Genomic DNA, 22402 nt, shown 5'->3' with positions numbered 1-22402 from the left:
AACAAAACAAGCACTTACATGGTACTCATCTAACATAATTTAAAAGCAGCTTAATCATTCAATCTACCAAAAATTAAGCCGCTTTAAATAAATTTGTGCTAAAATAAATGCGAATAATATCTATTTGGAGGGTAAAAATTGAAAAAGATATCAACTACATTAGCTGTTGCTCTGATGGCTGCTGGTATATTTGCAACTGATAATTTATCGGTTATGGCTGCGCCATCTACAACTAGTTCTACTGCAACTAGCGTTAATAAGGGAACAAAGCTAGCTAAAAATACTTACATGACTGTAGCTTACAAACCTAACAAGCACATACACATTTACAAAATGAGTAAGACCGGTAAATTCTCTAGAAACGGAAGTTTACTCGAAAACGGTTATAGTCATAAGATTTATAATCAAAAGAAAAACGGTAAATCTACCTATTACTATCTTGGTAATAGTAAATGGGTCAATGCGAAAAATGTAATCAAAACTCACATTAAACATACAAGATTTAACGTTTTAAAGAAGAATGCCAACTCTCGTGAGTACTACACTAGCCAATACTTTCCTGTCTTTGCACCTTGGGGTTGTGCTTCTGCTTCTTTATCAATGTTAATGAAGTATGACAACACCTTTAAAAATATACCTGGTGCTAACGAACAACAAAAATTAACCTACATGCAAAACAATCTACCTCGTAATAAAGCCACTGGTGGCCAAGATGGTGACCCTTATACTGGTGCTGGCTTTAGTAGAGTTATTCTTTCTTATCGTTTAACCCAATACGCTCATAAGCTAGGTGATAAGAACATTAGAGATGTTTCTGGCATTTCAATGACCAATCTTTCTAAGCTAGTTTTATCTGGTCATCCCGTTCTTTACTACGGCTATTCTTCATATGACGCTAGCGGCGCTCGCAATCACTGTAAGGTAATTTTTGGTTATAGTACCAAGAGTAATAAATTTTTAGTACATGACCCACTTTACCAAAGCAAACGCTTCTATAAAGGCGGTGGCGGTCGCAACGAATATGACTTAGGACCTATATCTTGGGTTAAGGCTAGTCATATTGCTAAAGAATTTGTCTATCCAGGCGGCAACAATGCATTAACAATTAAATAATAATTTAAAAAGACAGATGTTGAATCAACACCTGCCTTTTTAGTTATCTGATAACGTATTTTGATAATTATAAACTTTTTGAATTTTACCCATTTTATCTAAAACAACTACATTACCATCGTTATGTGGATAAAGATCAGCATCTGAGTGACTACCACCATCAGTAAAAATTCTTGCTGGTTCAGCTGGATAATCCACTACCCTTACTCTACATGAGGTTAAAGGCAATTGCTCCATTTCTCGATTATCATCAAACTTACCCACAATGCTGCAAGTAGGAGTATGCCCTGTTATAATGACCTTACCTGTTAAATTATGAGCAAAATATCCTGCTTCATTAAACCAATATTCTTGTCTAGCCCATACACGATAAAAGTCATAGTCATATTTGCCATGATAAATATCTAGCTTGTCATAACTACTGGGATCATTGTATCTATTGTCAGGACGCACACCGGCATGAACAAAAATAATGTGTGGCGTTTCATACATAATTGGCATACTTTTAAAAAATTGATAATAAGCTGTCTGTCTAACTTCATCTGGTTCCAATTCTCTACCATATAAGCTATCTAAACTATAGGCTCCACCATTATAAAACCAAATGCCATCTTGATGTTCACACTTCTCGGCGTAGTTGATTAGCATCTGTTCATGATTGCCTCGCAAAATAATAGCATTATTATGGCTTGCTAACTCTTGTAAATAATCAACTACCGGCTTAACATCCCAACGTTCATCAATATAATCACCACCACCTACTAATTGAGCATCTGGATAATCTTTGCGAGCCTTTTTAATTAATTCAAGAGTTTCAAGATTACCATGAATATCAGAAATAAAAATATAGTAATTTTTATTTTCATTTGTCTCTAGTGTTTGGTTAATAATTTTTTGCATTATAAGCGATTCTCCTCAAAAGACTACTCTTCTTCAAAAACATACTAGCAAATTAAGTAAGCCTTTTTAATTTAGATAAAATTAACTTTACACGTACTAACAGTTTAATTATTAGTAAAATTGTAACACATTAAAAAAACATTAACCATATTAATAAATCGAAATTATTTTATCTTTTTATATTTTCATCATGAATTGTATAATTATATTGAATTAATCTTTTGCTTTTGATTTGGAGGAAAAAATGAAAGAATGGGATAAATTTACTCATTGGGCTATATCTTTACAAAGCATCGCTCAAAATGGTCTTACATATGGTAAAGATGCTTTTGACCTTGAGCGTTATCAACAAGTCCGTGAAATTGCTGCTGAAATGATGTCTGCAAGATCAGGCTTACCTTTAAAACAAACTAAGAAATTATTTTGTGGTGATGAGGGTTATCAAACACCTAAAATCGATACACGTGCCGCTATTTTTAAAGATAACAAAATTCTCTTAGTCCACGAAACTATGTCCGATGATTGGTCTTTACCCGGTGGCTGGTGTGATGCATATATTTCTGCCACAGAGAACTGTATTAAAGAAGCGCGCGAAGAGGCTGGCGTCGAAGTTAAGCCAATCAAGCTAATCGCATTTCAAGATAGAAATAAGCACAATAAACCTATCTTAGCTACTAAAATTATGAAGGCATTCTTTTTATGTGAATTAAAGAGTGAAAACTTTGCTAAAAATATCGAAACAGATAAGTATGGCTATTTTGCTTTAGATAATCTACCTAAATTATCTTTAACTAGGAATACTCCTGAACAAATAAAAATGTGTTTTAAGGCTCGAAAGAATAACTGGCAAACATTATTTGATTAGAAAAGAGGGAATTGATGGTCAAGGTATTAGGACTTATATTTGTCTTATTTTTACTTACACTGGCAAGCTTTATATATGTACTTTTTCATGAGCGACGCACCTTATGGTCAGGGATGACATTTACGGCTACTTTGATGATGTTAATGATTTGGATCCTTGTCTTATTAACTGATATTACCGATTTATATTATAAGCAGAACCAATGGGTTTTAAACATTTTTATTTTTGGTTTATTGGCAATTTTGCTGTCAATAGCTCTATTCATTTTCATTATTATAGTAATGTTTGTTTATAATGGAATTAAGATAATTTTTAAAGAAGGCAACCATTGGACTAATTATCTATCCTTAGGATTTGGGATATTTCTGATTTTCTTTATTTTTGGTTATCCAAATATTGTCGGACGAATATACATTAATGATTGGGTAACGTACATCTATGCCTTTATTATCCTGTCAACGTTATACATTCTATATATTATGGTAATGTATATTTTTACTGCCTGGGTCAATTTAATCAATCGTAGGCACCCGCACCTTAATTATGTCGTTGTTCTCGGCGCTGGGTTGATTAATGGTGATCAGGTTTCACCGCTACTGGCTAATCGTATCAAGCGCGGTGTCGAAATTATGAAGAAAAATCCAGGCTCTAAGATAATTTTATCTGGCGGTCAAGGAAAAAATGAACTTATTCCTGAAGCAGCTGCGATGGCAACTTACGCTAAGCAAACTTTAGGAATAAGCGACAAAGAAATGATTTTAGAAAAGAAATCCAGAACCACAAATGAAAATATCAAATTTTCTCACCAATTAATGCCTGCTGACGCTAAATTTTGTTTAGTTACTAACTCTTATCACGTTTATCGAGCCTTAGTTTTAGCTAAAAAGCAAGGCTTAAAATGTATTGGCTACGGAGCTAAAACTAAGTGGTACTTCACGCTAAATGCCTTTATTAGGGAATTCATCGCTTATATAGTAATTACTAAACGTTTACAAATTACAATGGTCAGCTTAATTGGTCTACTGTGCCTAATTGCAGCAATTTTTGACAATATAATTAACAACTTGCATTAAAATAAGATGTTCACTTTTTGAACATCTTATTTCTTTTTCTTTATTTGCTTAACCATATTGTATAAGGTTTCACCTGGTAAGTTTTGTGCTGTGCCTTCATTTTGATAGCCAAACTTTTCATAAAAGTTTATTAGCTCATCTCTGCAAGTCAAAGATAAAGCTTTTCTTTCCTGACTTGAAGCAACAGCTTCTAATTTAGCTAATAAATGACTGGCGATTCCATTAAGGCGATATTCTGGTAAAACTGCTAAACTTAGAATCATTTGATAATCATCTTCTACCCTATTAGGATGATTTTTAAAGTATATTTCGTCTTCAATATACTTTTTAGCAAATGCAGGGCCAAAAATATGTCCAACAACTCTATTGGTTTCTTTATCTTCAGCCACCCAAAATGTATCTGGATAATTCGTAATTCTTCCGACCATATCATTTTGGACCATTTCTCTACTCATATGAAATGCATCAGCTTCCAATTCAACAATTTCTTTTAGGTCCTTAGCTTGTACGGGACGATAAATAATTTCCATCCTCTCTCTCCCTTTCTTAATTTTTTATTTTAGCATCATCTTCTAAATAATAAAAAAGATTCGCTTGATTATAATTTGACCTCATATAAGCAAAAATAAGCCACTCTAGAGAATGTCTCCAGAGCGACTTACTGATCTAAACTTGCAGTTAATCTACTTGTTTAATTACGAATATATGAGATTGAAAGTCACCACTCAATTGTGCTGTTTCTTTATTCCAACCATTTAATTGATAAGGCAATTGTAAACCAATTTTAGATAAAATTTTTCCACTTATAATATTTTGACCATTAATTCTATACAAAGCTTGGTCATTTATATTTTTAAGCGGTATATATGATTTTAAACTTTCATTGGCAGTTACTAATTTGCGATAAAATCCAATAAGTATTTCTTTTTCGTTTGAACAACTCCAGGCATATTCATTTTTATTATTAAGGGGAATAAGTTGGGAAAAATTTCCATTTGTTAATAGATTACGATATTGTTTATACCAAGCAATGTGCTGTTTAATCTCTTCTTGTTCATTTGTTGAAAGCTTATTAAGATCTAATTCATAGCCTAGTAACCCAAATGAATTAAACTCTTGTCTAAATTTTAAGTTAGTTATTCGCCCTGTTTGTTCATTAGGAACGGCTGATACATGATTGCTAAATACAGACAACGGATAAGCTAGCATTGTTCCAGTTAAAATATCTAATCTTTCACCAGCATCACTATCATCACTTGGCCAAACCTGAGGACTGTAATACATAATTCCTAAATCAAATCTACCTCCACCACTTGCACATCCCTCAATTAGCAAATTAGGATATCGCGTTAACAATTTATGATAAAGGTGATAAACGCCTTGAATATACCGATAGTAAAATTCGCCCTGTGGAAGAGATTTTTTCTTTAAATAAGGGGAATACGCTTCACTTATGTGACGGTTCATGTCCCACTTAATATAATCAATCTTAACTGTGTCTAAGATTTTACACATTTGATTAAAAATATTGTCCACCACTTGAGGATTAGAAAAGTCTAACACATATTGATTGCGGCCGATTGAATAGCGAGAATACGGGTGGTGAACTATCCAATTGGGATGTTTTTGATAAATAGGCGCATCTGGTGATACCATTTCTGGCTCAAACCATAGCCCAAATTGCATTCCTAGATCATGAATCTTATCGCCAAAATGCTTTAATCCATGAGGAAACTTCTGTTTATTAACCGTCCAATTACCTAAAGAACTAGTATCATTATTTCTTTGTCCAAACCAGCCATCGTCTAAAACAAAGCACTCAATCCCTAAACTCTTTGTTTTAGTGGCCAAGCTTAGTAACTTATCTTCACTAAAATCAAAATAGGTTGCTTCCCAATTATTGATCACAATAGGTCGCGCTTTATTATGCCATTTTTTAGAGATTATATGTTCTTTTACAAATAGATGAGTTTCATTCATCAAACCATTGTAGCCATCTTTAGTATAAAATAAAACCGCTTCAGGACTAGTAAATGTTTGTCCTGGCTCTAACTTCCATTCAAAATAACTTGGATTTATCCCCGTCATCAATCTACTGGTGTTCCATGCATCAACTTGAACCTGACTGACAAAATTACCTGAATAAATTAAATTGCTTGCATAAATTTCTCCATTGCTTAAATCTACATTCTTAGCTACTAAAGCAATAAACGGGTTATTCTGATGACCAGAACCGCCTCGAAGTGACTCTATCTTAGTAATGCCTTGTTCAAGATTTCGTTTTTTAATATGTCTTTCTTTAATCCAAGCACCAGAAAGTTGTAAAAAATCAAAGTCTGATTTTGGAATATCTAAGGCTAGGCTTTGAATATTTTCTATTTGATAAACTTTCAAACTTAAGTTATGTATCTTATTAGAACGTACAATAGCGCTGGAATCAGAATATATTGTATATAATAGTTGTAATTCTAACTTATGATCTTCATCTATTAGATCAATAACAAGATTATCACTATTGTCCCCATAACTTACAGGGTAATTCTTTCTAGCTTTTCCGTGAGTAACTTTATAATGATTAAATTTAAAATCAGTATAGATAATTTCTTGACCTAACTTTAAATCCAACATGCCTTCACGGTAATCTGAGGTTCCAAAGACAGGATATTCCTGCATTCGATCACCCAAAGAAAAATCCTTTAATTCTGAATCGTACTCTGTAATTTCTGCACTACGATTAGAATGATCAGATAAATATTTTAAGTCAGCTATACCCAACTTTCCTAAGCTTGCACCATAATATAAATGCCCTAACTGATTATTAGGCATTATATAAAAAATATAACTAATCTTATCATTGTAAATATTAAAATATTTATTATCTATAACATCAATCATTGTTAATCCTTATTATTCTAATTATCTTTTAGACTCATGCCCACCTTACTTACTTTTAACTGATTAATAGTTGCTTTAATTTTAGCTTCACCATTTTCACTAGTTAGATAAATAAAATTTTGCATATCGTCTGGAAATATCCTCATTGAAAAAACTTCCTTGCCGTTGTTTAAGAAAATCTCTGCTGAAGATACATCTTGTAAAATTCTTACCTTAATTAGCTTGCTCTGGTCTAAATAACAACTGCGGCTAGTTCCATAGCTACTAGCAATTTCAAGGCCACTACAACTACGATCTACGATAAATTTTTGCTTTTTACGATTAAAAATTAGTCGTAAATGACGGCTATTATTTTTGTTTGCAAATAAATCTAAGATAGTAGCATCATTGTGACCAACAATTGCTAATTCGATATCACGGCTATTTTGCTTACCGGCTTTAATCTCAATTCTTTTATTATTAAGGGATGCTGTAATCTGATATTTTTTAGAATATAAATCTTTAATTTCAGCAACTGGCTGCTGAACAATCACATTATTTTCTAATTTTAATTCTCTAGGAAAAATCATACAGCCTGTATAGTGATACTTAACAGTTGGATACACGATTTCTGGTAAACCCATCCAAGCCATTAAGATTCGTCGACCTTTTTTGTCTTTAGTAGTTTGCATGGCATAAAAGTCAAATCCTTTGTCTAATTCATGAAATTTACCACAAACAAAATTTCTGTCTGACATATTCAATGGCTTACCAATTAAATAGCCACTTTGATAAATATTACAAAACTTATTGTCTTCAGACTCTAACCCTTGAGGACAAAAAGCTAAGATACCTTTGTCATCTAATTCATAGTAGTCAGGGCATTCCCACATATAGCCAAACTTATTGTGATTAGTTTTAATCTCACCTAAAATTTGCCAATTATGTAAATCATCACTCTCTGCTAAAACCGCACTACCAGTTTGATTATTTCGCTGTATTCCTAACACTGCATAATATTTATCATGCTTTTTAAATACTTTAGGGTCGCGAAAATGTCCAGTATAACCTTTCAAAGTGCCAGTAATAAAAGGGGTACATACTTTTTTTATTTTATTATTGGCTTCCATCCAAGCCCCAATCTGATAAGGAATTCTTTGCCAATCGTCATCACTTTCAGTATTTACCCAGGTATTTCCTGTATACATGATAAATAACTTATCATCTACTGGAAAAGCACTCCCAGAATAAGTACCATACTTATCGTAGCGAGTGTCACTTTCCATTCCTGCACCTAAGTCTTGCCAATGAATTAAGTCTGGCGAACATAAATGTTTCCAGCCATGATGAGTATAATGAGGATTTTGACTAAATTCTAATGGTGACCATTGGTAAAAAAGATGATAATTCTTGTTAAAATATGAAAATCCATTAGGATCACCTAAACTTCCACTTTCACTTTCAATGTGAAAATTTTGTCGATATGGACTTTCTCTAGTTAAATTGGTTTCTTTTTCTATATTAGTTAGTGGTATATCAGTTAGGTGATCCACCATATTAATATAATTTGCTCTACGATTTGTCATTAAATTTTCCTACTTTTTATCAGGGTTAATAAATTTTGCCATCACTAGTGAAAATACACAACCAAACACTAATCCAATTAAATTAGCAATAAAGTAATTTATATAACCATTATTTTGTGGAGCAGCAATTGCAATTCCTGTTAATCCAGTAGTACCAAATGCAACTGCTGTTAACTTAGTCAAATATACATAAGCTCCGGCAATTGCCCCACCAATACAACCACCAATTAACGGATATTTTTTAACTAAATTAATACCAAAAATGGCTGGTTCAGAAATTCCAAACAAAATGGAGAAGAAAGCAGATATGGATATCTCTTTAGCCTTTTTATTTTTGCGATTTAAAATAAAGTACGCAATAACGCCCCCACCTTGTCCCATTAAAGCTACTGACATTAATGGATTCAGGAAATCGTATTTAGTCGTCGCAATTAATTGTGTTTCAACAGCTCCAAACATATTATGTAAACCAGTAATAACAATTAATTGTTGTACCCCAGAGAAGGCAGCATATCCAAAGATACCCAAAGTATTAGCTACCCACAATAATCCAGTAGTGATCCAGTTAGAAAGTGTGACTCCAATTGGTCCTACAACCAAAAATAATGCAAATGATGAAATTAAAATAGTTAACATTGGTGCCAATACAAATTGAATGACACCAGGTAAATGTTTTTGTAAATAATTATCAAGCTTAGCCACTAACCAGCCCATAATTAAGGCAACAATAATTTGTCCGCCAAAACTATTCATGGAAACATGCCAGCCAAATACATTTGCAATTAGTGGTTTAGCAGCCTTAGTAGCAACATCCGACATCGATGGCAAAGATTGTGACATCATTACTGTACCGATTGCTAAGCCAAGTACTGGACGTCCACCATAACGCTTAGTAGCAGAATAAGCAATAATCAGTGGTAACATGGCAAAGATGCCTCCAGCACCAATACTAATTATTTGACTAATACCAGAAATACCAGGGAACATCTTTGTTAAAGATTCTGGTCCAAATATTCTTTGAGTCAATAAATTATTTAACCCAATTAAAATACCACCTGCTAAGATAGCTGGTAAAACTTCGGTAAATACACCAGTTAAATCATCCAAAAAACCTTGAAATAAATTACGCTTTTGAGCTTCTTTTGCTCCCTCACTACGACCTGAGGCTTCTGTAGCAGCACTAGCTTGCCCAGGAATACCAGAATGATCAATGAAATATTCTGTAGCCCTATCGACTAATCCTGGCCCAATAATTAGTTGCAGTTGCTTGCTAGCGGTATTTAGATTAACTCCCTTTACTAAGGGTAAATCTGCCAAGTCTTCGGTTTTTACTTTAGACAAATCTTTTAAATTGATGCGTAATCTTGTCGCGCAGTGAAATGCTTCAACTGCGTTTTCCTTACCTCCAATAGCTGGAACAACGGCTTTAGTAATTTCAGCAAAGGATTTTTCTTCCTTATTCATAATTGTTTTCCCTCACAAATCAAATATTATTAGCGGTACTTAAAAAATCATGATTTATTATTTTCCCTTTGACAATTATTATGATACTTGTTTGTAAGCGATTACTAAATATTATATTGTTGTATCGATATGTTAAAATGTTGCATAGGTGATCTAAATTGAATTATTATCGTAAAGTTTTTAACAATGAAGAATATAATTCTGCTTGCTATATTTCTTCTGGTGGTTTTGAAAAATTAGAACCTAATCACAGTTATGGTCCCATGGGCCGAAGTGGTTACATGATTCATTGCGTAACTTCTGGTAAGGGAACTTTCATTAGCAATGGAAAAACTTATCACTTAAAACAAGGAGATATTTTTTATATTGAACCTTACAAAACAACTTATATGGAGGCAGATAGTGCAGATCCGTGGAGTTTTTATTGGATTCGTTTTATCGGTAATATCATCCCTACTTATATGAAGAGAATCTCCCTATCTCATAAGAATCCCTTAATTTCTAGAACTCAAGCTCCTGGTGTTTATGAATGCATCAAAAAGATTGTTACAACTTCATTTACACCAGGCAACCATGACTTTTTTTATCAATCTAAATTATTTGAAGCGCTAAATATTTTACAAATTCATTTTCCTAACCGAAATCAAAAACTCAACTTCCCTTCTACTAATGATTTATTTCAATCTGCTACTAGATACATAACTAATCATTATGAAGAGCATGTAAGTGTCCAAGATATTGTTGATTATTTAAACATTGACCGGTCTTATGCATATCGAATTTTTAAAAAATATGCTCAAAAAAGTCCCCAGGACTTCATTACTGATTATCAATTAGATAAGGCCTGTGAAATGCTTAAAGATCCTGCCAACAGCGTTGAATATGTTGCATTATCTTGTGGATTTTCAAGTTATCAGAGTTTCTTCCGCTTTTTTAAGAAAAAATATCTTATATCGCCAAGTAAATACCAAGAAAAATATTAAAAAAATACCAAGCTATATTATACTGATCCTTCCAATTCCAAAATTGGATCTCAAAGTATATTTAATAGCTTGGTATTTTACTTTTTAATTGATTATATTAAATTATCTTATAACCCGTAACTGGCTTAGCGGGCACAGCGTTAAAATCAAAATTAGCTAATTGATCAAATTCACTATTGCCATCAATAATTGTAGTTACACCTTGAGCTAGCATTAAGTTCATTACCTTCTCTGGTTCCTTCTTTTCAGTAAATGGAACTAATACGACTGGCTTGTGTAGTGCACGCATAAATCCTATCTCAAACGCTGAACCATCATCTATTCGATCCATGTCATATAAAAATACACCACAAGTCGCATTAACCATTCCAGTTAAGTCATTTTGATAAGTTCCTACCCGCCAAGTCATTGAGCGAATGCCACCTACTTGTGGATTAACTTCTTCTGGATCCGTAAAATCCTGGTCAAATGGGAAATGAACCCTTAATACTGTTGGATTCTTAGCTAATAATTCCTTAGCCTTTGGAACACGTTCACGTTCGGCATCTGTATAAAATGGTGAACCTAAATATATCTTTGCAGTTGGACTAATCATATTTACCTCCTAAAATTACTACTAACTTTTCGTATATTTTAACGACTTTGTTAGTTAAAAACTAGCCTACTGTGTCTAAAATAACTAAACTAATTTACTTGCAGCTAGAAATTACTAGCTATTATTTTTATTTAAATAATTTACTAATTCTCTAGAAACTCTTCTAGGTCCACGGATAGCTTTGATGCCAAAGTTTTTGAGCCTATCAAATGAACAAAAATTTTTATCGTATTCTTTTAGCACCTTAATTTCCATTATTTTTTCAATATTGACATTTTTATCACGATGAGAATACGGTATATTTACTTTTTCTACTTGACATTGATATCGAATAGCTTTCACTGGTGATGTAACATATAAGAAAATTGTATCTCCTGGCTTAATATTTGTACTTTGCTTCCAAATAGTAGTCTGTCCCACCTTAAAATGAGCTCCAATGTCATAATATTTAGGATTAGCGGGTATTAACCAGTAAGAATTCAAAACTTGCTTATTAAGCGTCAATGTCCGACTATTTTCAAGTAAAGTCATAATCTGGTTATCACTAACAGATTCATCAAGAATAATTGTAATCCAATTTCCTTTATGCATATGATATCCTGGATAAAAAACCACTTGTTCCTGTAATTTATTATAATTACTAGGATTAACTTTTAGATCTAAAATTTCAATTTTTTTATCCTTATCTTTTTTAAGTTTAGTAAGCTTGCTTTTATCAATGTTCATAATCAGGCCATACCACTTATTATTTGCTTTATTTCTAAAAGAACCATAATCTGGAAACTTTTTAAAAGGAAAGTCTGGTTTTTCAGCAAATTTTTTTGCAATAGCTTTAGTGATTCGATTAGCTTGTGGAGTTAAAAATGGTTGTATTTCACAGCAATTATCAGCAATGTTTTGCAATATTTGGTAAAACTCCTCTTTCACACGCCCAACAAATTTACCATATTGCTTATCTGTATGAACTAAGACATACTCTTCATTAGTTTCGCTATCATATACCTTGCTTGAAACTTTATCATTATCAACTATTACTTCCACACGAAATTGTCCAGACATAATATCTGCTTGATAAAAGTAACATCCATCCTTTTTGATGAATCCATACTTCAGTAATTTATCTTTATTAATTGGTTTTTTGCTAAAAATATTTTTCTCACTTGTCATTTTCTTGATGCCACCGTTCGATCTGCTCAAGTCGCTTCTTAAATCGACCTTCATTTCCTTGCTCAGTTGGTAAATAATACTCATGCCCCATAAGTGATGTGGGTAAGGTCTTCATAGAAGTAAGCTTATCTTTATAATCATGGGCTAGTTTGTAGCCTTTTCCATAGCCTAATTCTTTCATCAATTTAGTTGGTGCATTCCTAAGTTGTAGAGGAACAGGCTCGTTCATTGTCTGTTTAACATCTTTTTTAGCAGCAATACGGGCTTTATAGACAGCGTTAGACTTAGGTGCTAGAGATAAGTATATAACAGCCTCGGTTAAGTGAACATCACATTCAGGCATCCCTAAGAATTGACAAGCTTGAAAGCAGTTAATCGTAATATTCAGGGCATTAATATCGGCCAACCCAACATCCTCACTAGCAAACCTAACTAATCTTCGTGCAATATATAGTGGGTCTTCACCACCATCAAGCATTCTTGATAGCCAATATACTGCAGCATTAGCATCACTGTTCCTCATCGACTTATGTAAGGCAGAGATAATGTTATAATGCTCTTCACCCTTCTTATCGTATAAGATAAACTTCTTATTGATTAATTGAGCTAAGTCAGCTGTCGTCACAGTTGTAGTATTGTTATCCCGCTTGCCATTTAAAATTGCCATCTCTAGAGTATTCAGGCTTTTTCTAGCATCACCATCAGCAAAAGTAGCTATCGCAGCTAAATTGTCATCACTGATATTTATCTTTTCCTTACCAAAGCCAACTGGATTACTAATAGCATTCTTTAATAGATCAACAATATCATCTTTGGATAAATCTTTTAAAACAAAAACCTTACATCTAGATAACAAGGCCGAATTCACTTCAAATGATGGATTCTCTGTTGTTGCCCCAATTAAAATAATACTACCATTCTCTACATAAGGTAGGAAGGCATCTTGTTGTGCCTTATTAAAGCGGTGTATTTCATCTACAAAAACAATAGTCCTTTGACCAAGCTCTTTAGCAGCTTCTGCTTCTTTCATAGCTTTTTTAATCTTGCTAATAGTACCATCAACTGCACTAAAACTTAAAAATTCAGCTTTACTTTCCTTAGCAATAATTCTTGCTAGTGTTGTCTTGCCTACGCCCGGAGGTCCCCAAAAAATCATTGACGAAATTTGATCTTTTTCAATAATTTCTCTTAAAATTTTTCCTTTACCTAAAAGGTGTCGCTGTCCAACAAATTCAGCCAATGACTCTGGCCTTACTCGACTAGCAAGTGGAACAGCTACCTGATCTTCAAAAATAGACTCCTGCTTCATAAAGCTTACCTCCTTGCTACCTATAGTCTACCCTATAATCTTACGTTACACTCAATGTTAAAAGCATAAAAAAATGCCGACAACCATATCTTTTATATGTAATCATCGACATTATAAAATTATTCTAATTAACTCTTCTCTACATTCCAATAGTAAGCCACATTACCATATGGTGATAATTGGAAGCCTTTAATATCAGACTTAAGTAAGTAAGAAGCTCCAGCTTGATATAGCGGCACTGCAAAGGCGTCTTTTTTAACTAATTGCGTTTCAGCATTAATCAATGCAGCTAAGCGCTTCTTAGGATTAGTAGCATAAGTTGATTGAGCTAATTTAATTTGATTCCAGAAATTATCATTGTGATAATCAGGAGCCAAATTAAATAGTCCACCAACAGTTAAGAAGTCAATTGGATCTTCATAACTTGGTTGCCAAGTACCATAGACTACATCGTAATCATGATTAGTAGTACTTGCTAGACGTGATTTTAATGGAATAGAACGAACCTTAAGATTTAATCCTGGCAAGTTCTTCATTAGATCACTTTGGATAAATTCACCAACACGCTTAGAATCATCAATATCAGAAGTTAAGAGCTCAATGGTGATTTTCTTTTTGCCAAGTTGCTTTTGAGCAAGTTTCCACTCTTTTTGAGCTTGTTTAACATTATATGTTACTAAATCTCCTGCATCTTGACGATAATCCTTACCAGTTGCAGCGTCTTTAATAAAGTCAGCTGCTACTATTCCGTTAGATACCTTACCTGCATGAAGGACCGTCTTAACAAGTGATTCCTTATTAATCGCTTGACTAATTGCGCGGCGAACATGAACGTTACCTGTAACTTTACGCTTTAGGTTAAATGTCATGTAACCATTAGTTGGCGTTACTTGAGAATGGTAATCCTTATTGCTCTGATATTCCTTCACATATTCAGAAGATAGTGGCGTGTAATCTAATGAGTTACTTCTAAATAGGTTAACACCGGTAGAAGTTTCTTTTACTACTTGCTCATTTACTTGATTGATCTTAACAATCTTTTTATTCCAGTAAGTTTTATTCTTAACTAAGCTCCATTTAAGATTAGAACCGGTCCAGCCTTTAACAATAAATGGACCATTATAAACTAAATTCTTGCTGCTAGTACCATATTTAGAACCTAACTTTTTTACTAACTTGGTATCTTGAGGATAGAATTGTGCTCCCTCAAGAATCTGAGGCAAGTATGGGATTGGATTCTCTAAGGTTACTTGCAACTTATACTTACCTAATGCTTTGACACCCAATGAATTAACTGGTGCCTTACCTTGAGGGATCTTATCACCATTCTTAATAATAGCAAAGCTATCACTATCAAGTGATGAATTCTTAGGATCAACAGTCCGGCGCCAAGCAGTTACATAGTCTTGGGCAGTAACTGGGTCGCCATTTGACCACTTAGAATCCTTACGCAAGTCAAATGTATATACCTTCTGGTCTGCAGAACGTGTTACATGCGTTGCTCCAGCAAGTTCAGGTTGATTCTTCTTATTGAATCGATATAATCCTTCCATTGAGTTTTGTAAAACTTCGGAACTTGTAGTATCACCATACTTACTTGAATCAAGTGTAGAGATTTCATTAGGAGTTGCTGTTTCCATTACGTCTTTAGAATTAGATGAACTAGAATTTGAATTAGAGCATGCTGCTAAGAGCAACATCGATGCTGCAATAATACCAGTTCCCCAAATCTTCTTGTACTTCATATCTCGCCCTCCACTTACAAAATATAAGCTTACTACATTTAATAAGTATAATGATAATCTTAAATTTTGCAATACCTTTTAGCTATAAATCAATAAAAATTTATCAATGCATACAAAAAGGCAACATCAACTAAAGATGTTACCTCTTAAAATATAGGGCGGAATATGGGATTCGAACCCATGCATGTCGGATCCACAAACCGATGTGTTAACCCCTTCACCAATTCCGCCGTACCGACTTATATAGTATACCTAAAAAAGTTGATAATTACCAGCTAAAAATAAATAAATCCAATAAAAACTTACTATTAAGATGGCCAACTTAGCCAAAAAGGTTAAAAACTTCTCAAACTTGCCTCCTACTTTATAAAAAGGCCATAATTTCAGTGGTTTACTGGTTAGCGGCCATAACCAATTAATTCCACCACGACTAAATCCATCTTCAACCAAATGTAAAATATAACCTACCACTAGCCCTAACCAAAGACAGCCCCAGTCATTTCTAAAAATAGTAAGAGTCAGTGGAACCTTGCGGAAGTAATTCATAAAGTAATATAGTGCACTACTAAAGATTAACCAGCCCACAATAGTATGAGTAATGCCACGATGACGAAAGAAAAAACTGAAATTTACAGGTGAATTACGACTAGCCGTACTATTATGTTGATCAACATCTGGCAATAAGGCGCCTACTCCTGTGGCTGCTAGCATTATTAGAAGCGGAATCGGCTTATTCTCAATTAAATGATTCGTCGCAAATAAGCCCGCCTCAGCAATAGCAATACTACATATGCAATGTGCCCGCGCTAGCATAGTCATTCCTCCAAAATAAAAATTATTTTTTTATTGTACCATAATGCTTGTAGTTTAAGTATTTTTAGATATATTCAAGTTATAAAGCCCAATTATTATAGTAATATTTCAGAAGAAATTTAGTACAACAAATAAAAAGCCAATCCAAATTAATGAACTGACTAAAAATAATCTTTATGCCTTATCTTTGAAATACTCTTTCACCTTAGGAACAACTTCTTTACCATAGATTTCAATTGCATTTAAAACAGATTCATGTGGCATTGAACCAACTGGTAAGTGTAAATAAAAGCGAGAAAGTCCTAATATCTCCATCATCTTAATTATTTTATTAGCTACAGTTTCACTATCTCCAGCAAAAATAACACCATTATCGCTTACACTTTGAAGATATTGTTCATATGTTAACCCATTCCAATGTGGTCGTTCAGAGCTAATTTGATCAACTAATAACTTAGTAGGGTAGAAATAATCTTTTATTGCCTTTTCATTATCATGGTCAAGCCAGCCCCAAGAATGTGCAGCAATCGGCATGGTTGACAGATCTTTACCCGACTTTTGAGCAACCTTACGATATAACTTGACTAATGGCAAAAAGTGACCAATTTCGCCACCGATAATTGCATAAACAATTGGTAAGCCTAAACTTGCAGCCCTAATTGTTGAATATGGACTACCACCAGTTGCTAAAGAAATTGGCAAAGGATTCTTAGTTCTCGGATAAATACCTTGATGATCTACCTTGTTTGTAAACTTGCCACCTGGCCAGTTTAAGATCTCTCCTTGATTAATTCTTAATAGTAGGTCAAGTTTTTCTTTAAAAAGCTCATCGTAATCATCTAAATCATAACCAAATATATCAAATGCTTCAGTAAATGAACCTCTTCCAGCCATAATCTCCACTCGGCCTTGAGCGACAGCATCAATAGTCGCATACTGCTCATAGACTCTAATTGGATCAATAGTTGGTAAGTTGGTAGTTGCACTAGACAGGTGAATCCTCTTTGTTTTTGATGCTGCCATCGCGAGTACTATTTCAGGAGCTGATACTGCAAAGTCTTTTCTGTGATGTTCACCAATTGCATAGCCATCTATACCTAATTTATCTGCCAAAGTTATCTCTTCTAAAAGTTCTCTGATTCTTTCATCATGACTAATAGCTTTACCGGTTTTTTCAAGTGGAGTTGTTTCACCAAAAGTAGAAATTCCTAATTCAATCGTCATGTTACTTTCCTCTTTCTAATTAGCTTATTTTTTGTAAGTAAAATTTTAACATGATAAATTAAAAATAACAAATGGTAAAAAAATAAAGATTAGAAATCATACTATCGCCTAACCTCTAATCTTTAATCCTAATTATTCGAACTTCAAAACTTTTTGCATTTTTTGTGAAACTACTGCTACTAAATAAATCTTAATGATTCCAGGAATTATAAACGGAGCTAATCCAGTCATTAAGGATGTACTCCAAGACAAATTGTTCCAGTACTTTAACCATATTGTTCCAAATATTAATTGGACACTGGCGCCTAATAAATTAGCTAAACTTATCTCTAATCTAGTATTACTGCTAAACTTTAGCCAAATTCCAGTTAAGATTACATATATTATAAATCCAATTAAATAACCGCCAAGAGGGCTTAAGAAGATAGAAATCCCGCCAGCGAAATTGCTAAATACTGGCAATCCTATTCCTCCCATAACTAAATAAACACTAATAACCAATAATGAATCTTGAAGCGACAAGCTAGTGGCTACAATTCCTACTGCAAATGTCTGCATCGTTAACGGCACTCCTAGCAAAGGGATGCTAATTTGCGAGCATATTATTAACAGAGCAAGCATTAATGCATCACGTGTTATATCCTTTATATTCATCTAAATCTCCTTAAACAAAACTATACAAAATTATGATTCGAATAGTTTTAGTAACTTTTTCAATGTTAATACTTAATTATCTTTTCTGTCAAGTTGCCCCATTTTGAGAAAAAACATTAGACATTCTGTGTATTTGGTATAAGATAAAAACTATAATCAATTTTTATAGAAAAGAAGGATATTATTTTAGAATCTAAACCTGCCCGATGGGGCACTCAAGCATATTATGATGCAAAGAAGTTATATTTAAGTGCATTCCCTAAGTGGGAACGCTTCTCAATGATTTCACTACTATTAATGTCGTTGAAATCTAATGTAAAGTTCCATTCACTGTACGATCAAGGACAATTCTGTGGAATTGCATATTACGTTGAAAGTGACGACACGGTCTATTTAACTTATTTAGCTGTAAATAAGGATCTACGCGGTCATGGCTATGGTAGTCGTATCTTATCTTTACTTGAAGATAAATATCCAGGTAAGCAATTGGTAATAGATATTGAACCTATTACTAAATCTGCCAAAAACTACCGTCAAAGAGTTAACCGACTTAAGTTTTATAATCGTAATGGCTTTCACTTAACTAATCAAAAGCTAAAAGACCAAGATGGTAGCTTTTCAGTTATGACTACTGGTAAGCGCCTTAATAAAAAAGGTTTCATCAAAACTTTAAAAGAGATGAGCTTTGGCTTTTATCAATTTAAGGTAGAAAAGTAACCTCTTTCTTGAAATAATGTATAAAAATAGGGCACCAAAAACGCATAACTTTCGGTGCCCTATTTTGGTATACATATTTTAAAAAATTAGCGACCTGAACATTATTCAGCTAACTTCAACATATTTTTCAATTCATCATTACTAAACGAAGAACCATAACTATCACTCAAAATTTTAAGAATTTGAGAATCAGGAACACTAAATGTACGTAAAGCTCTAATCATTTTAAAAATTGCGTTTTCTTCGTCTTCCCTTTTAGTTTCTCTAATCAACTCTTCTCGATATAATTCTAAGTCAGTCATAATATCACTCCATTCCTCACTACTAGTGAATTCATGAAATTATAATCTGTTCTCTATACACTAAGTATAGCAAAAAAGCCACATCATTAGATCAATGCCATTAAGTTAAGAAATGATATTAATCATGAGAGGTAGCCTCTTCTTATAAGTCAACTAAGTCAGTTATTTAACTGACTTTAGCATTCTTTCTAGTTCGCTATTACTAAATGAAGAACCATAACTATCACTCAGAGTTTTAAGAATTTGAGAATCAGGAAGACTAAATGTACGTAAAGCTTTAATCATTTTAAAAATTGCGTTTTCTTCGTCTTCCCTTTTAGTTTCTTCTCTAGTTTCTCTAATCAACTCTTCTCGATACAATTCTAAGTCAGTCATAATATCACTCCATTCCTCACTACTAATGAATTCATGTATGTCGTCTTGCAACTTAATCGTGAATTTATTGGGTTGTCCATTTACTCGTCCGTCAAGCAAATCTAAAAATTCTGCCATCTCTGCCGAAATCATGCTTCGATCCTTCGCCTTAGTATTAAACATGACAATGTGACCTAAGTTATCATAGATTCGACCTAACTTTTCATCGTCATGCATACTAATGCTATAACGTGCTCGCTGATCCTGCCCTGGACTATAGGTTCCAAAGCAAATTGCATAAGATGCATGTCCTTTAGGCACCTTCTCGCCCGGTAATAATGGCTCTACTGTTGATTGTAATTTTAGCAGATAACGATATAGCCTTTCAATAATATTGCTCTGACGCGTTGTCTGACATTCAATATCATACTTGCGACCTTGCTCATCAACTGCCCAAACATCATAACGATCAGACTTTTCAAAATATTTAAGACTAACCTTCTTTTGCTCGCTAATCTTAATGATTTTAGTTAAGTGCAATTCTGGCAAAGCCAACTGCAACATCTGCAAACAGTTCTCTTTCTTTGTCATTACATGACCAAAGACTGGATCCGTGCTCAAAGTTGGGTGAGCCATGCTTTCTTCGTAGTTTATTAACAAGTTCTATATTCTCCTTTTCAAAAAATTGAAGAATTCTACATTCTCCTGTTAATAAATACGCAAAATAGATGGAGTTTTGTTTTACATTTTTTTGAATTTTATTCAAGTCCTAGACATCTTCCAAATCATAAATACACTCAATGCCATTAACTGCAAGAATATCATAGCGTACCTGTACTTTTAATCTTTCTTTTTGTCCAATTATTTCTTTACATAAGAAAGCAAATTCTGCCGAAGACTTTTTATATAACTTTGCAGTGGTCTTACTTATAGCAAAAAGTAAAATCTTACAACTATATATTTTACCAACCTGTAGAAATTCAAATTTGCTACTTTCCAAATCAGTATTATCAAAGACAGTTAAAAATTGATGATTATCGAGATTTTCCAAAATTAAATCTCTAGTCATTTCGTAGTCTTTAATTTTTAGAAGTTTGTACATAATCGCTTTGCCATTAACTAATTTTTATTATCTCTATCAGACGGGGACTTAACTTCGCGCAATTCTTTGTAATTAATTTTGGTTTTAACCATTCTTATTCTCCCATCTCATGTAGATCTAATATAATGATACACCAGCTTATTATATACATGAGGAGAAAATTTTATTTTTTGATAAGAAAAAAGCTACATCCTTAATCAAGACATAGCTTCTACATGACGATAATAATTAAATATGACTTTTTTGATATATAGCAGCTGGTCTTGATACTCCACAACTTATCATTATCTCTTCTACAGACATATTTTTAATTTGTTCATAGGGCATTAATAATTCAGCAGCAAAACATTCTGCTTGCCATTCAGGCTTTTGATAAAGTTTTAATGACCCATCATATCTATATAAAACTGGCATTTGTATCACATCTCTATGTAACAATATATGACCAATTTCATGGGCAATTGACATTCTGTCTTTACCAATTCCTTGGCAAGCATCTTCATATACTGAAGACTTAATATAAATTGTCTTGGCTTCAACATTAGTCATTGCTTGAACATGTTCATCCAGCTGCCAATCCTCTACTATTTCATAATTAAAACTAGAATCAATTTCGCTAAGCCGATCAAGTATCATTACGACATCAACATAAGGCTTAGTTACTGAAATGTTTAGTTTTTTCTTTAATTCTTCAGCTACTAATCTCAAGCTTGTTCGTGATACTGGATGAGCTATATAAGGAGTATCATAATTAACTATTTTTGTCATCGCCTTTCATTAAAATTGTAGTTATGATTGATTTATCCTTATCAGTTAAATCATCAAATTTTCTTGCCAACTTTAACATAGTTTCTTGCTTTTCAGGAGAAAAACCTGTTAAATCTAAACTACCTTTACTTAATTCTACTGCATCATTTAATTCTTGAATTTGAATAGCATCTAAATTATAAATTGACGCAATATCATTAACTAAAGAAGCTGGTACTTTCTTGTGACCATTCTCAACACCAGACAAAAAGGCTGAACTAACACCCACTTTCTTAGCCATATCATATAATCTCTCTTCTCTATCTATCCTCAGCTTTCTTAAAAACTTTCCTAGTGCTGTAACTGCCATAATACTACCCCGCTATATATTCTCCTACCGATAAATCTATCTTTTATATATTACCTTACTATATTATTTACTTCTAAAATGTCATATCTCAAAGGTATTAAATATATTTTTCTATTTTTTATCTCGTTTTCAAAATCTCGATTGACATATAAGATATTTCCCTGGCTATCTTGTATTTTTAATCTTTCATACTTACCAATTTGTTCTTTACCTATAAATTTAAACTTTTCTGCTTTTCTTTGATATGCTTTTTCATATTTTTGTATTCTGGCAAAAAGTAAAATTTTACAATCATATGTTTTACCAACCTTCATAAATTTGAACTTGTCGCTTGTTAAATCGGTATCATCGAATACCGTTAACACTTGCTGATTTTTTTGATTTTTTAAAATTAAATCACGTGTAAACTCATAATTAATTATGTCTTCTAACTTATACATACTTA

At 33.1% G+C, this 22402-nt stretch carries 23 protein-coding genes and 1 tRNA gene; 5 read left to right on the top strand and 19 right to left on the bottom strand.

The window, feature by feature from the left end:
- Positions 1–138 precede the first annotated feature (138 nt).
- On the top strand, positions 139–1113 hold the full coding sequence (locus tag J2Z60_RS05560; protein WP_209686692.1) for a C39 family peptidase: 975 nt from the start codon (positions 139–141) through the stop codon (positions 1111–1113).
- A 39-nt stretch (positions 1114–1152) separates the two neighbouring features.
- On the opposite strand, the gene J2Z60_RS05555 is transcribed toward J2Z60_RS05560, so the two are convergent.
- Positions 1153–2013, bottom strand: a complete 861-nt coding sequence (locus tag J2Z60_RS05555) for a metallophosphoesterase family protein (RefSeq protein ID WP_209686691.1) — start codon at positions 2011–2013, stop codon at positions 1153–1155.
- A 244-nt stretch (positions 2014–2257) separates the two neighbouring features.
- On the opposite strand from J2Z60_RS05555, the gene J2Z60_RS05550 reads away from it, so the two are divergent.
- Complete coding sequence (locus J2Z60_RS05550) at positions 2258–2878, top strand: NUDIX hydrolase N-terminal domain-containing protein (protein WP_209686690.1); 621 nt, start codon at positions 2258–2260, stop codon at positions 2876–2878.
- A gap of 14 nt (positions 2879–2892) precedes the next feature.
- Positions 2893–3951, top strand: coding sequence for a YdcF family protein (locus J2Z60_RS05545; RefSeq protein ID WP_209686689.1), 1059 nt, complete (start codon positions 2893–2895; stop codon positions 3949–3951).
- A gap of 26 nt (positions 3952–3977) precedes the next feature.
- Here the strand turns inward: J2Z60_RS05545 and J2Z60_RS05540 are convergent, their stop codons facing one another.
- The 4 genes from J2Z60_RS05540 to J2Z60_RS05525 form a co-directional block, all read right to left on the bottom strand.
- Complete coding sequence (locus tag J2Z60_RS05540) at positions 3978–4481, bottom strand: GNAT family N-acetyltransferase (protein WP_209686688.1); 504 nt, start codon at positions 4479–4481, stop codon at positions 3978–3980.
- A gap of 148 nt (positions 4482–4629) precedes the next feature.
- On the bottom strand, positions 4630–6846 hold the full coding sequence (locus J2Z60_RS05535) for an alpha-galactosidase (RefSeq protein WP_209686687.1): 2217 nt from the start codon (positions 6844–6846) through the stop codon (positions 4630–4632).
- Between the two features lie 17 nt (positions 6847–6863).
- A complete protein-coding gene (locus J2Z60_RS05530; protein ID WP_209686686.1) occupies positions 6864–8411 on the bottom strand; it encodes a glycoside hydrolase family 32 protein in 1548 nt (515 codons plus the stop codon).
- 9 nt (positions 8412–8420) lie between these two features.
- Positions 8421–9875: a PTS transporter subunit EIIC gene (locus J2Z60_RS05525; RefSeq protein ID WP_209686685.1), complete on the bottom strand. Its 1455-nt coding sequence runs from the start codon at positions 9873–9875 to the stop codon at positions 8421–8423.
- Between the two features lie 158 nt (positions 9876–10033).
- Between J2Z60_RS05525 and J2Z60_RS05520 the strand changes: the two genes are divergently transcribed.
- The gene (locus tag J2Z60_RS05520; RefSeq protein ID WP_209686684.1) at positions 10034–10858 is read left to right on the top strand and encodes an AraC family transcriptional regulator; all 825 of its coding nucleotides are present in this window, start codon (positions 10034–10036) and stop codon (positions 10856–10858) included.
- 97 nt (positions 10859–10955) lie between these two features.
- On the opposite strand, the gene J2Z60_RS05515 is transcribed toward J2Z60_RS05520, so the two are convergent.
- The 8 genes from J2Z60_RS05515 to J2Z60_RS05480 form a co-directional block, all read right to left on the bottom strand.
- Entirely contained in the window at positions 10956–11453 is a 498-nt protein-coding gene (locus J2Z60_RS05515) for a nucleoside 2-deoxyribosyltransferase (protein ID WP_209686683.1), read from the bottom strand.
- Positions 11454–11567: 114 nt separating this feature from the next.
- Positions 11568–12620, bottom strand: coding sequence for an MmcQ/YjbR family DNA-binding protein (locus tag J2Z60_RS05510; protein ID WP_209686682.1), 1053 nt, complete (start codon positions 12618–12620; stop codon positions 11568–11570).
- On the bottom strand, positions 12610–13929 hold the full coding sequence (locus tag J2Z60_RS05505; protein ID WP_209686681.1) for a replication-associated recombination protein A: 1320 nt from the start codon (positions 13927–13929) through the stop codon (positions 12610–12612). The genes J2Z60_RS05510 and J2Z60_RS05505 overlap by 11 nt, the downstream gene beginning before the upstream one ends.
- 128 nt (positions 13930–14057) lie before the next feature.
- Positions 14058–15674, bottom strand: a complete 1617-nt coding sequence (locus J2Z60_RS05500) for a peptide ABC transporter substrate-binding protein (protein ID WP_209686680.1) — start codon at positions 15672–15674, stop codon at positions 14058–14060.
- A 157-nt stretch (positions 15675–15831) separates the two neighbouring features.
- A tRNA-His gene (locus tag J2Z60_RS05495) sits at positions 15832–15904 on the bottom strand.
- A 22-nt stretch (positions 15905–15926) separates the two neighbouring features.
- A complete protein-coding gene (locus J2Z60_RS05490; protein WP_209686679.1) occupies positions 15927–16487 on the bottom strand; it encodes a metal-dependent hydrolase in 561 nt (186 codons plus the stop codon).
- Between the two features lie 174 nt (positions 16488–16661).
- The gene (locus J2Z60_RS05485; RefSeq protein WP_209686678.1) at positions 16662–17711 is read right to left on the bottom strand and encodes an LLM class flavin-dependent oxidoreductase; all 1050 of its coding nucleotides are present in this window, start codon (positions 17709–17711) and stop codon (positions 16662–16664) included.
- Between the two features lie 132 nt (positions 17712–17843).
- Positions 17844–18365 carry a biotin transporter BioY gene (locus J2Z60_RS05480; RefSeq protein WP_209686677.1) on the bottom strand — a complete coding sequence of 174 codons (522 nt, stop codon included), beginning with the start codon at positions 18363–18365 and terminating at the stop codon, positions 17844–17846.
- 183 nt (positions 18366–18548) lie between these two features.
- Here J2Z60_RS05480 and J2Z60_RS05475 point away from each other — a divergent pair, with 183 nt between their 5' ends.
- On the top strand, positions 18549–19082 hold the full coding sequence (locus J2Z60_RS05475) for a GNAT family N-acetyltransferase (RefSeq protein ID WP_342590246.1): 534 nt from the start codon (positions 18549–18551) through the stop codon (positions 19080–19082).
- Between the two features lie 101 nt (positions 19083–19183).
- Here the strand turns inward: J2Z60_RS05475 and J2Z60_RS05470 are convergent, their stop codons facing one another.
- From J2Z60_RS05470 to J2Z60_RS05445, 6 genes are all read right to left on the bottom strand, one after another.
- A complete protein-coding gene (locus J2Z60_RS05470) occupies positions 19184–19384 on the bottom strand; it encodes a hypothetical protein (RefSeq protein WP_209686676.1) in 201 nt (66 codons plus the stop codon).
- Between the two features lie 162 nt (positions 19385–19546).
- Positions 19547–20398 (bottom strand): Rpn family recombination-promoting nuclease/putative transposase, encoded by an 852-nt coding sequence (locus tag J2Z60_RS05465; protein WP_209686675.1) that lies wholly within the window; start codon positions 20396–20398, stop codon positions 19547–19549.
- A 109-nt stretch (positions 20399–20507) separates the two neighbouring features.
- Positions 20508–20807 (bottom strand): hypothetical protein, encoded by a 300-nt coding sequence (locus J2Z60_RS05460; RefSeq protein ID WP_209686674.1) that lies wholly within the window; start codon positions 20805–20807, stop codon positions 20508–20510.
- 261 nt (positions 20808–21068) lie between these two features.
- Positions 21069–21608, bottom strand: a complete 540-nt coding sequence (locus J2Z60_RS05455; protein ID WP_209686673.1) for an ImmA/IrrE family metallo-endopeptidase — start codon at positions 21606–21608, stop codon at positions 21069–21071.
- Complete coding sequence (locus J2Z60_RS05450; protein ID WP_209686672.1) at positions 21592–21957, bottom strand: helix-turn-helix domain-containing protein; 366 nt, start codon at positions 21955–21957, stop codon at positions 21592–21594. The genes J2Z60_RS05455 and J2Z60_RS05450 overlap by 17 nt, the downstream gene beginning before the upstream one ends.
- A 50-nt stretch (positions 21958–22007) precedes the next feature.
- Entirely contained in the window at positions 22008–22397 is a 390-nt protein-coding gene (locus J2Z60_RS05445; RefSeq protein WP_209686671.1) for a hypothetical protein, read from the bottom strand.
- Positions 22398–22402: the final 5 nt, after the last annotated feature.

Source organism: Lactobacillus colini, from assembly GCF_017874575.1.
Taxonomy (GTDB): Bacteria; Bacillota; Bacilli; order Lactobacillales; family Lactobacillaceae; genus Lactobacillus; species Lactobacillus colini.
Note: the sequence above shows the minus strand (reverse complement) of the source record. Positions and strands in the feature narration are given on the sequence as shown.

Excerpts from the sequence above, each read along its gene's own strand:
- J2Z60_RS05515 (WP_209686683.1), bottom strand. The coding sequence starts at position 11,453 with ATGATTAGTCCAACTGCAAAGATATATTTAGGTTCACCATTTTATACA.
- J2Z60_RS05535 (WP_209686687.1), bottom strand. The coding sequence starts at position 6,846 with ATGATTGATGTTATAGATAATAAATATTTTAATATTTACAATGATAAG.
- J2Z60_RS05480 (WP_209686677.1), bottom strand. The coding sequence starts at position 18,365 with ATGAATATAAAGGATATAACACGTGATGCATTAATGCTTGCTCTGTTA.
- J2Z60_RS05525 (WP_209686685.1), bottom strand. The coding sequence starts at position 9,875 with ATGAATAAGGAAGAAAAATCCTTTGCTGAAATTACTAAAGCCGTTGTT.
- J2Z60_RS05455 (WP_209686673.1), bottom strand. The coding sequence starts at position 21,608 with ATGACAAAAATAGTTAATTATGATACTCCTTATATAGCTCATCCAGTA.
- J2Z60_RS05490 (WP_209686679.1), bottom strand. The coding sequence starts at position 16,487 with ATGCTAGCGCGGGCACATTGCATATGTAGTATTGCTATTGCTGAGGCG.
- J2Z60_RS05460 (WP_209686674.1), bottom strand. The coding sequence starts at position 20,807 with ATGACTAGAGATTTAATTTTGGAAAATCTCGATAATCATCAATTTTTA.
- J2Z60_RS05505 (WP_209686681.1), bottom strand. The coding sequence starts at position 13,929 with ATGAAGCAGGAGTCTATTTTTGAAGATCAGGTAGCTGTTCCACTTGCT.
- J2Z60_RS05545 (WP_209686689.1), top strand. The coding sequence starts at position 2,893 with ATGGTCAAGGTATTAGGACTTATATTTGTCTTATTTTTACTTACACTG.
- J2Z60_RS05485 (WP_209686678.1), bottom strand. The coding sequence starts at position 17,711 with ATGACGATTGAATTAGGAATTTCTACTTTTGGTGAAACAACTCCACTT.
- J2Z60_RS05500 (WP_209686680.1), bottom strand. The coding sequence starts at position 15,674 with ATGAAGTACAAGAAGATTTGGGGAACTGGTATTATTGCAGCATCGATG.
- J2Z60_RS05530 (WP_209686686.1), bottom strand. The coding sequence starts at position 8,411 with ATGACAAATCGTAGAGCAAATTATATTAATATGGTGGATCACCTAACT.
- J2Z60_RS05510 (WP_209686682.1), bottom strand. The coding sequence starts at position 12,620 with ATGACAAGTGAGAAAAATATTTTTAGCAAAAAACCAATTAATAAAGAT.
- J2Z60_RS05470 (WP_209686676.1), bottom strand. The coding sequence starts at position 19,384 with ATGACTGACTTAGAATTATATCGAGAAGAGTTGATTAGAGAAACTAAA.
- J2Z60_RS05445 (WP_209686671.1), bottom strand. The coding sequence starts at position 22,397 with ATGTATAAGTTAGAAGACATAATTAATTATGAGTTTACACGTGATTTA.
- J2Z60_RS05540 (WP_209686688.1), bottom strand. The coding sequence starts at position 4,481 with ATGGAAATTATTTATCGTCCCGTACAAGCTAAGGACCTAAAAGAAATT.
- J2Z60_RS05555 (WP_209686691.1), bottom strand. The coding sequence starts at position 2,013 with ATGCAAAAAATTATTAACCAAACACTAGAGACAAATGAAAATAAAAAT.
- J2Z60_RS05450 (WP_209686672.1), bottom strand. The coding sequence starts at position 21,957 with ATGGCAGTTACAGCACTAGGAAAGTTTTTAAGAAAGCTGAGGATAGAT.
- J2Z60_RS05550 (WP_209686690.1), top strand. The coding sequence starts at position 2,258 with ATGAAAGAATGGGATAAATTTACTCATTGGGCTATATCTTTACAAAGC.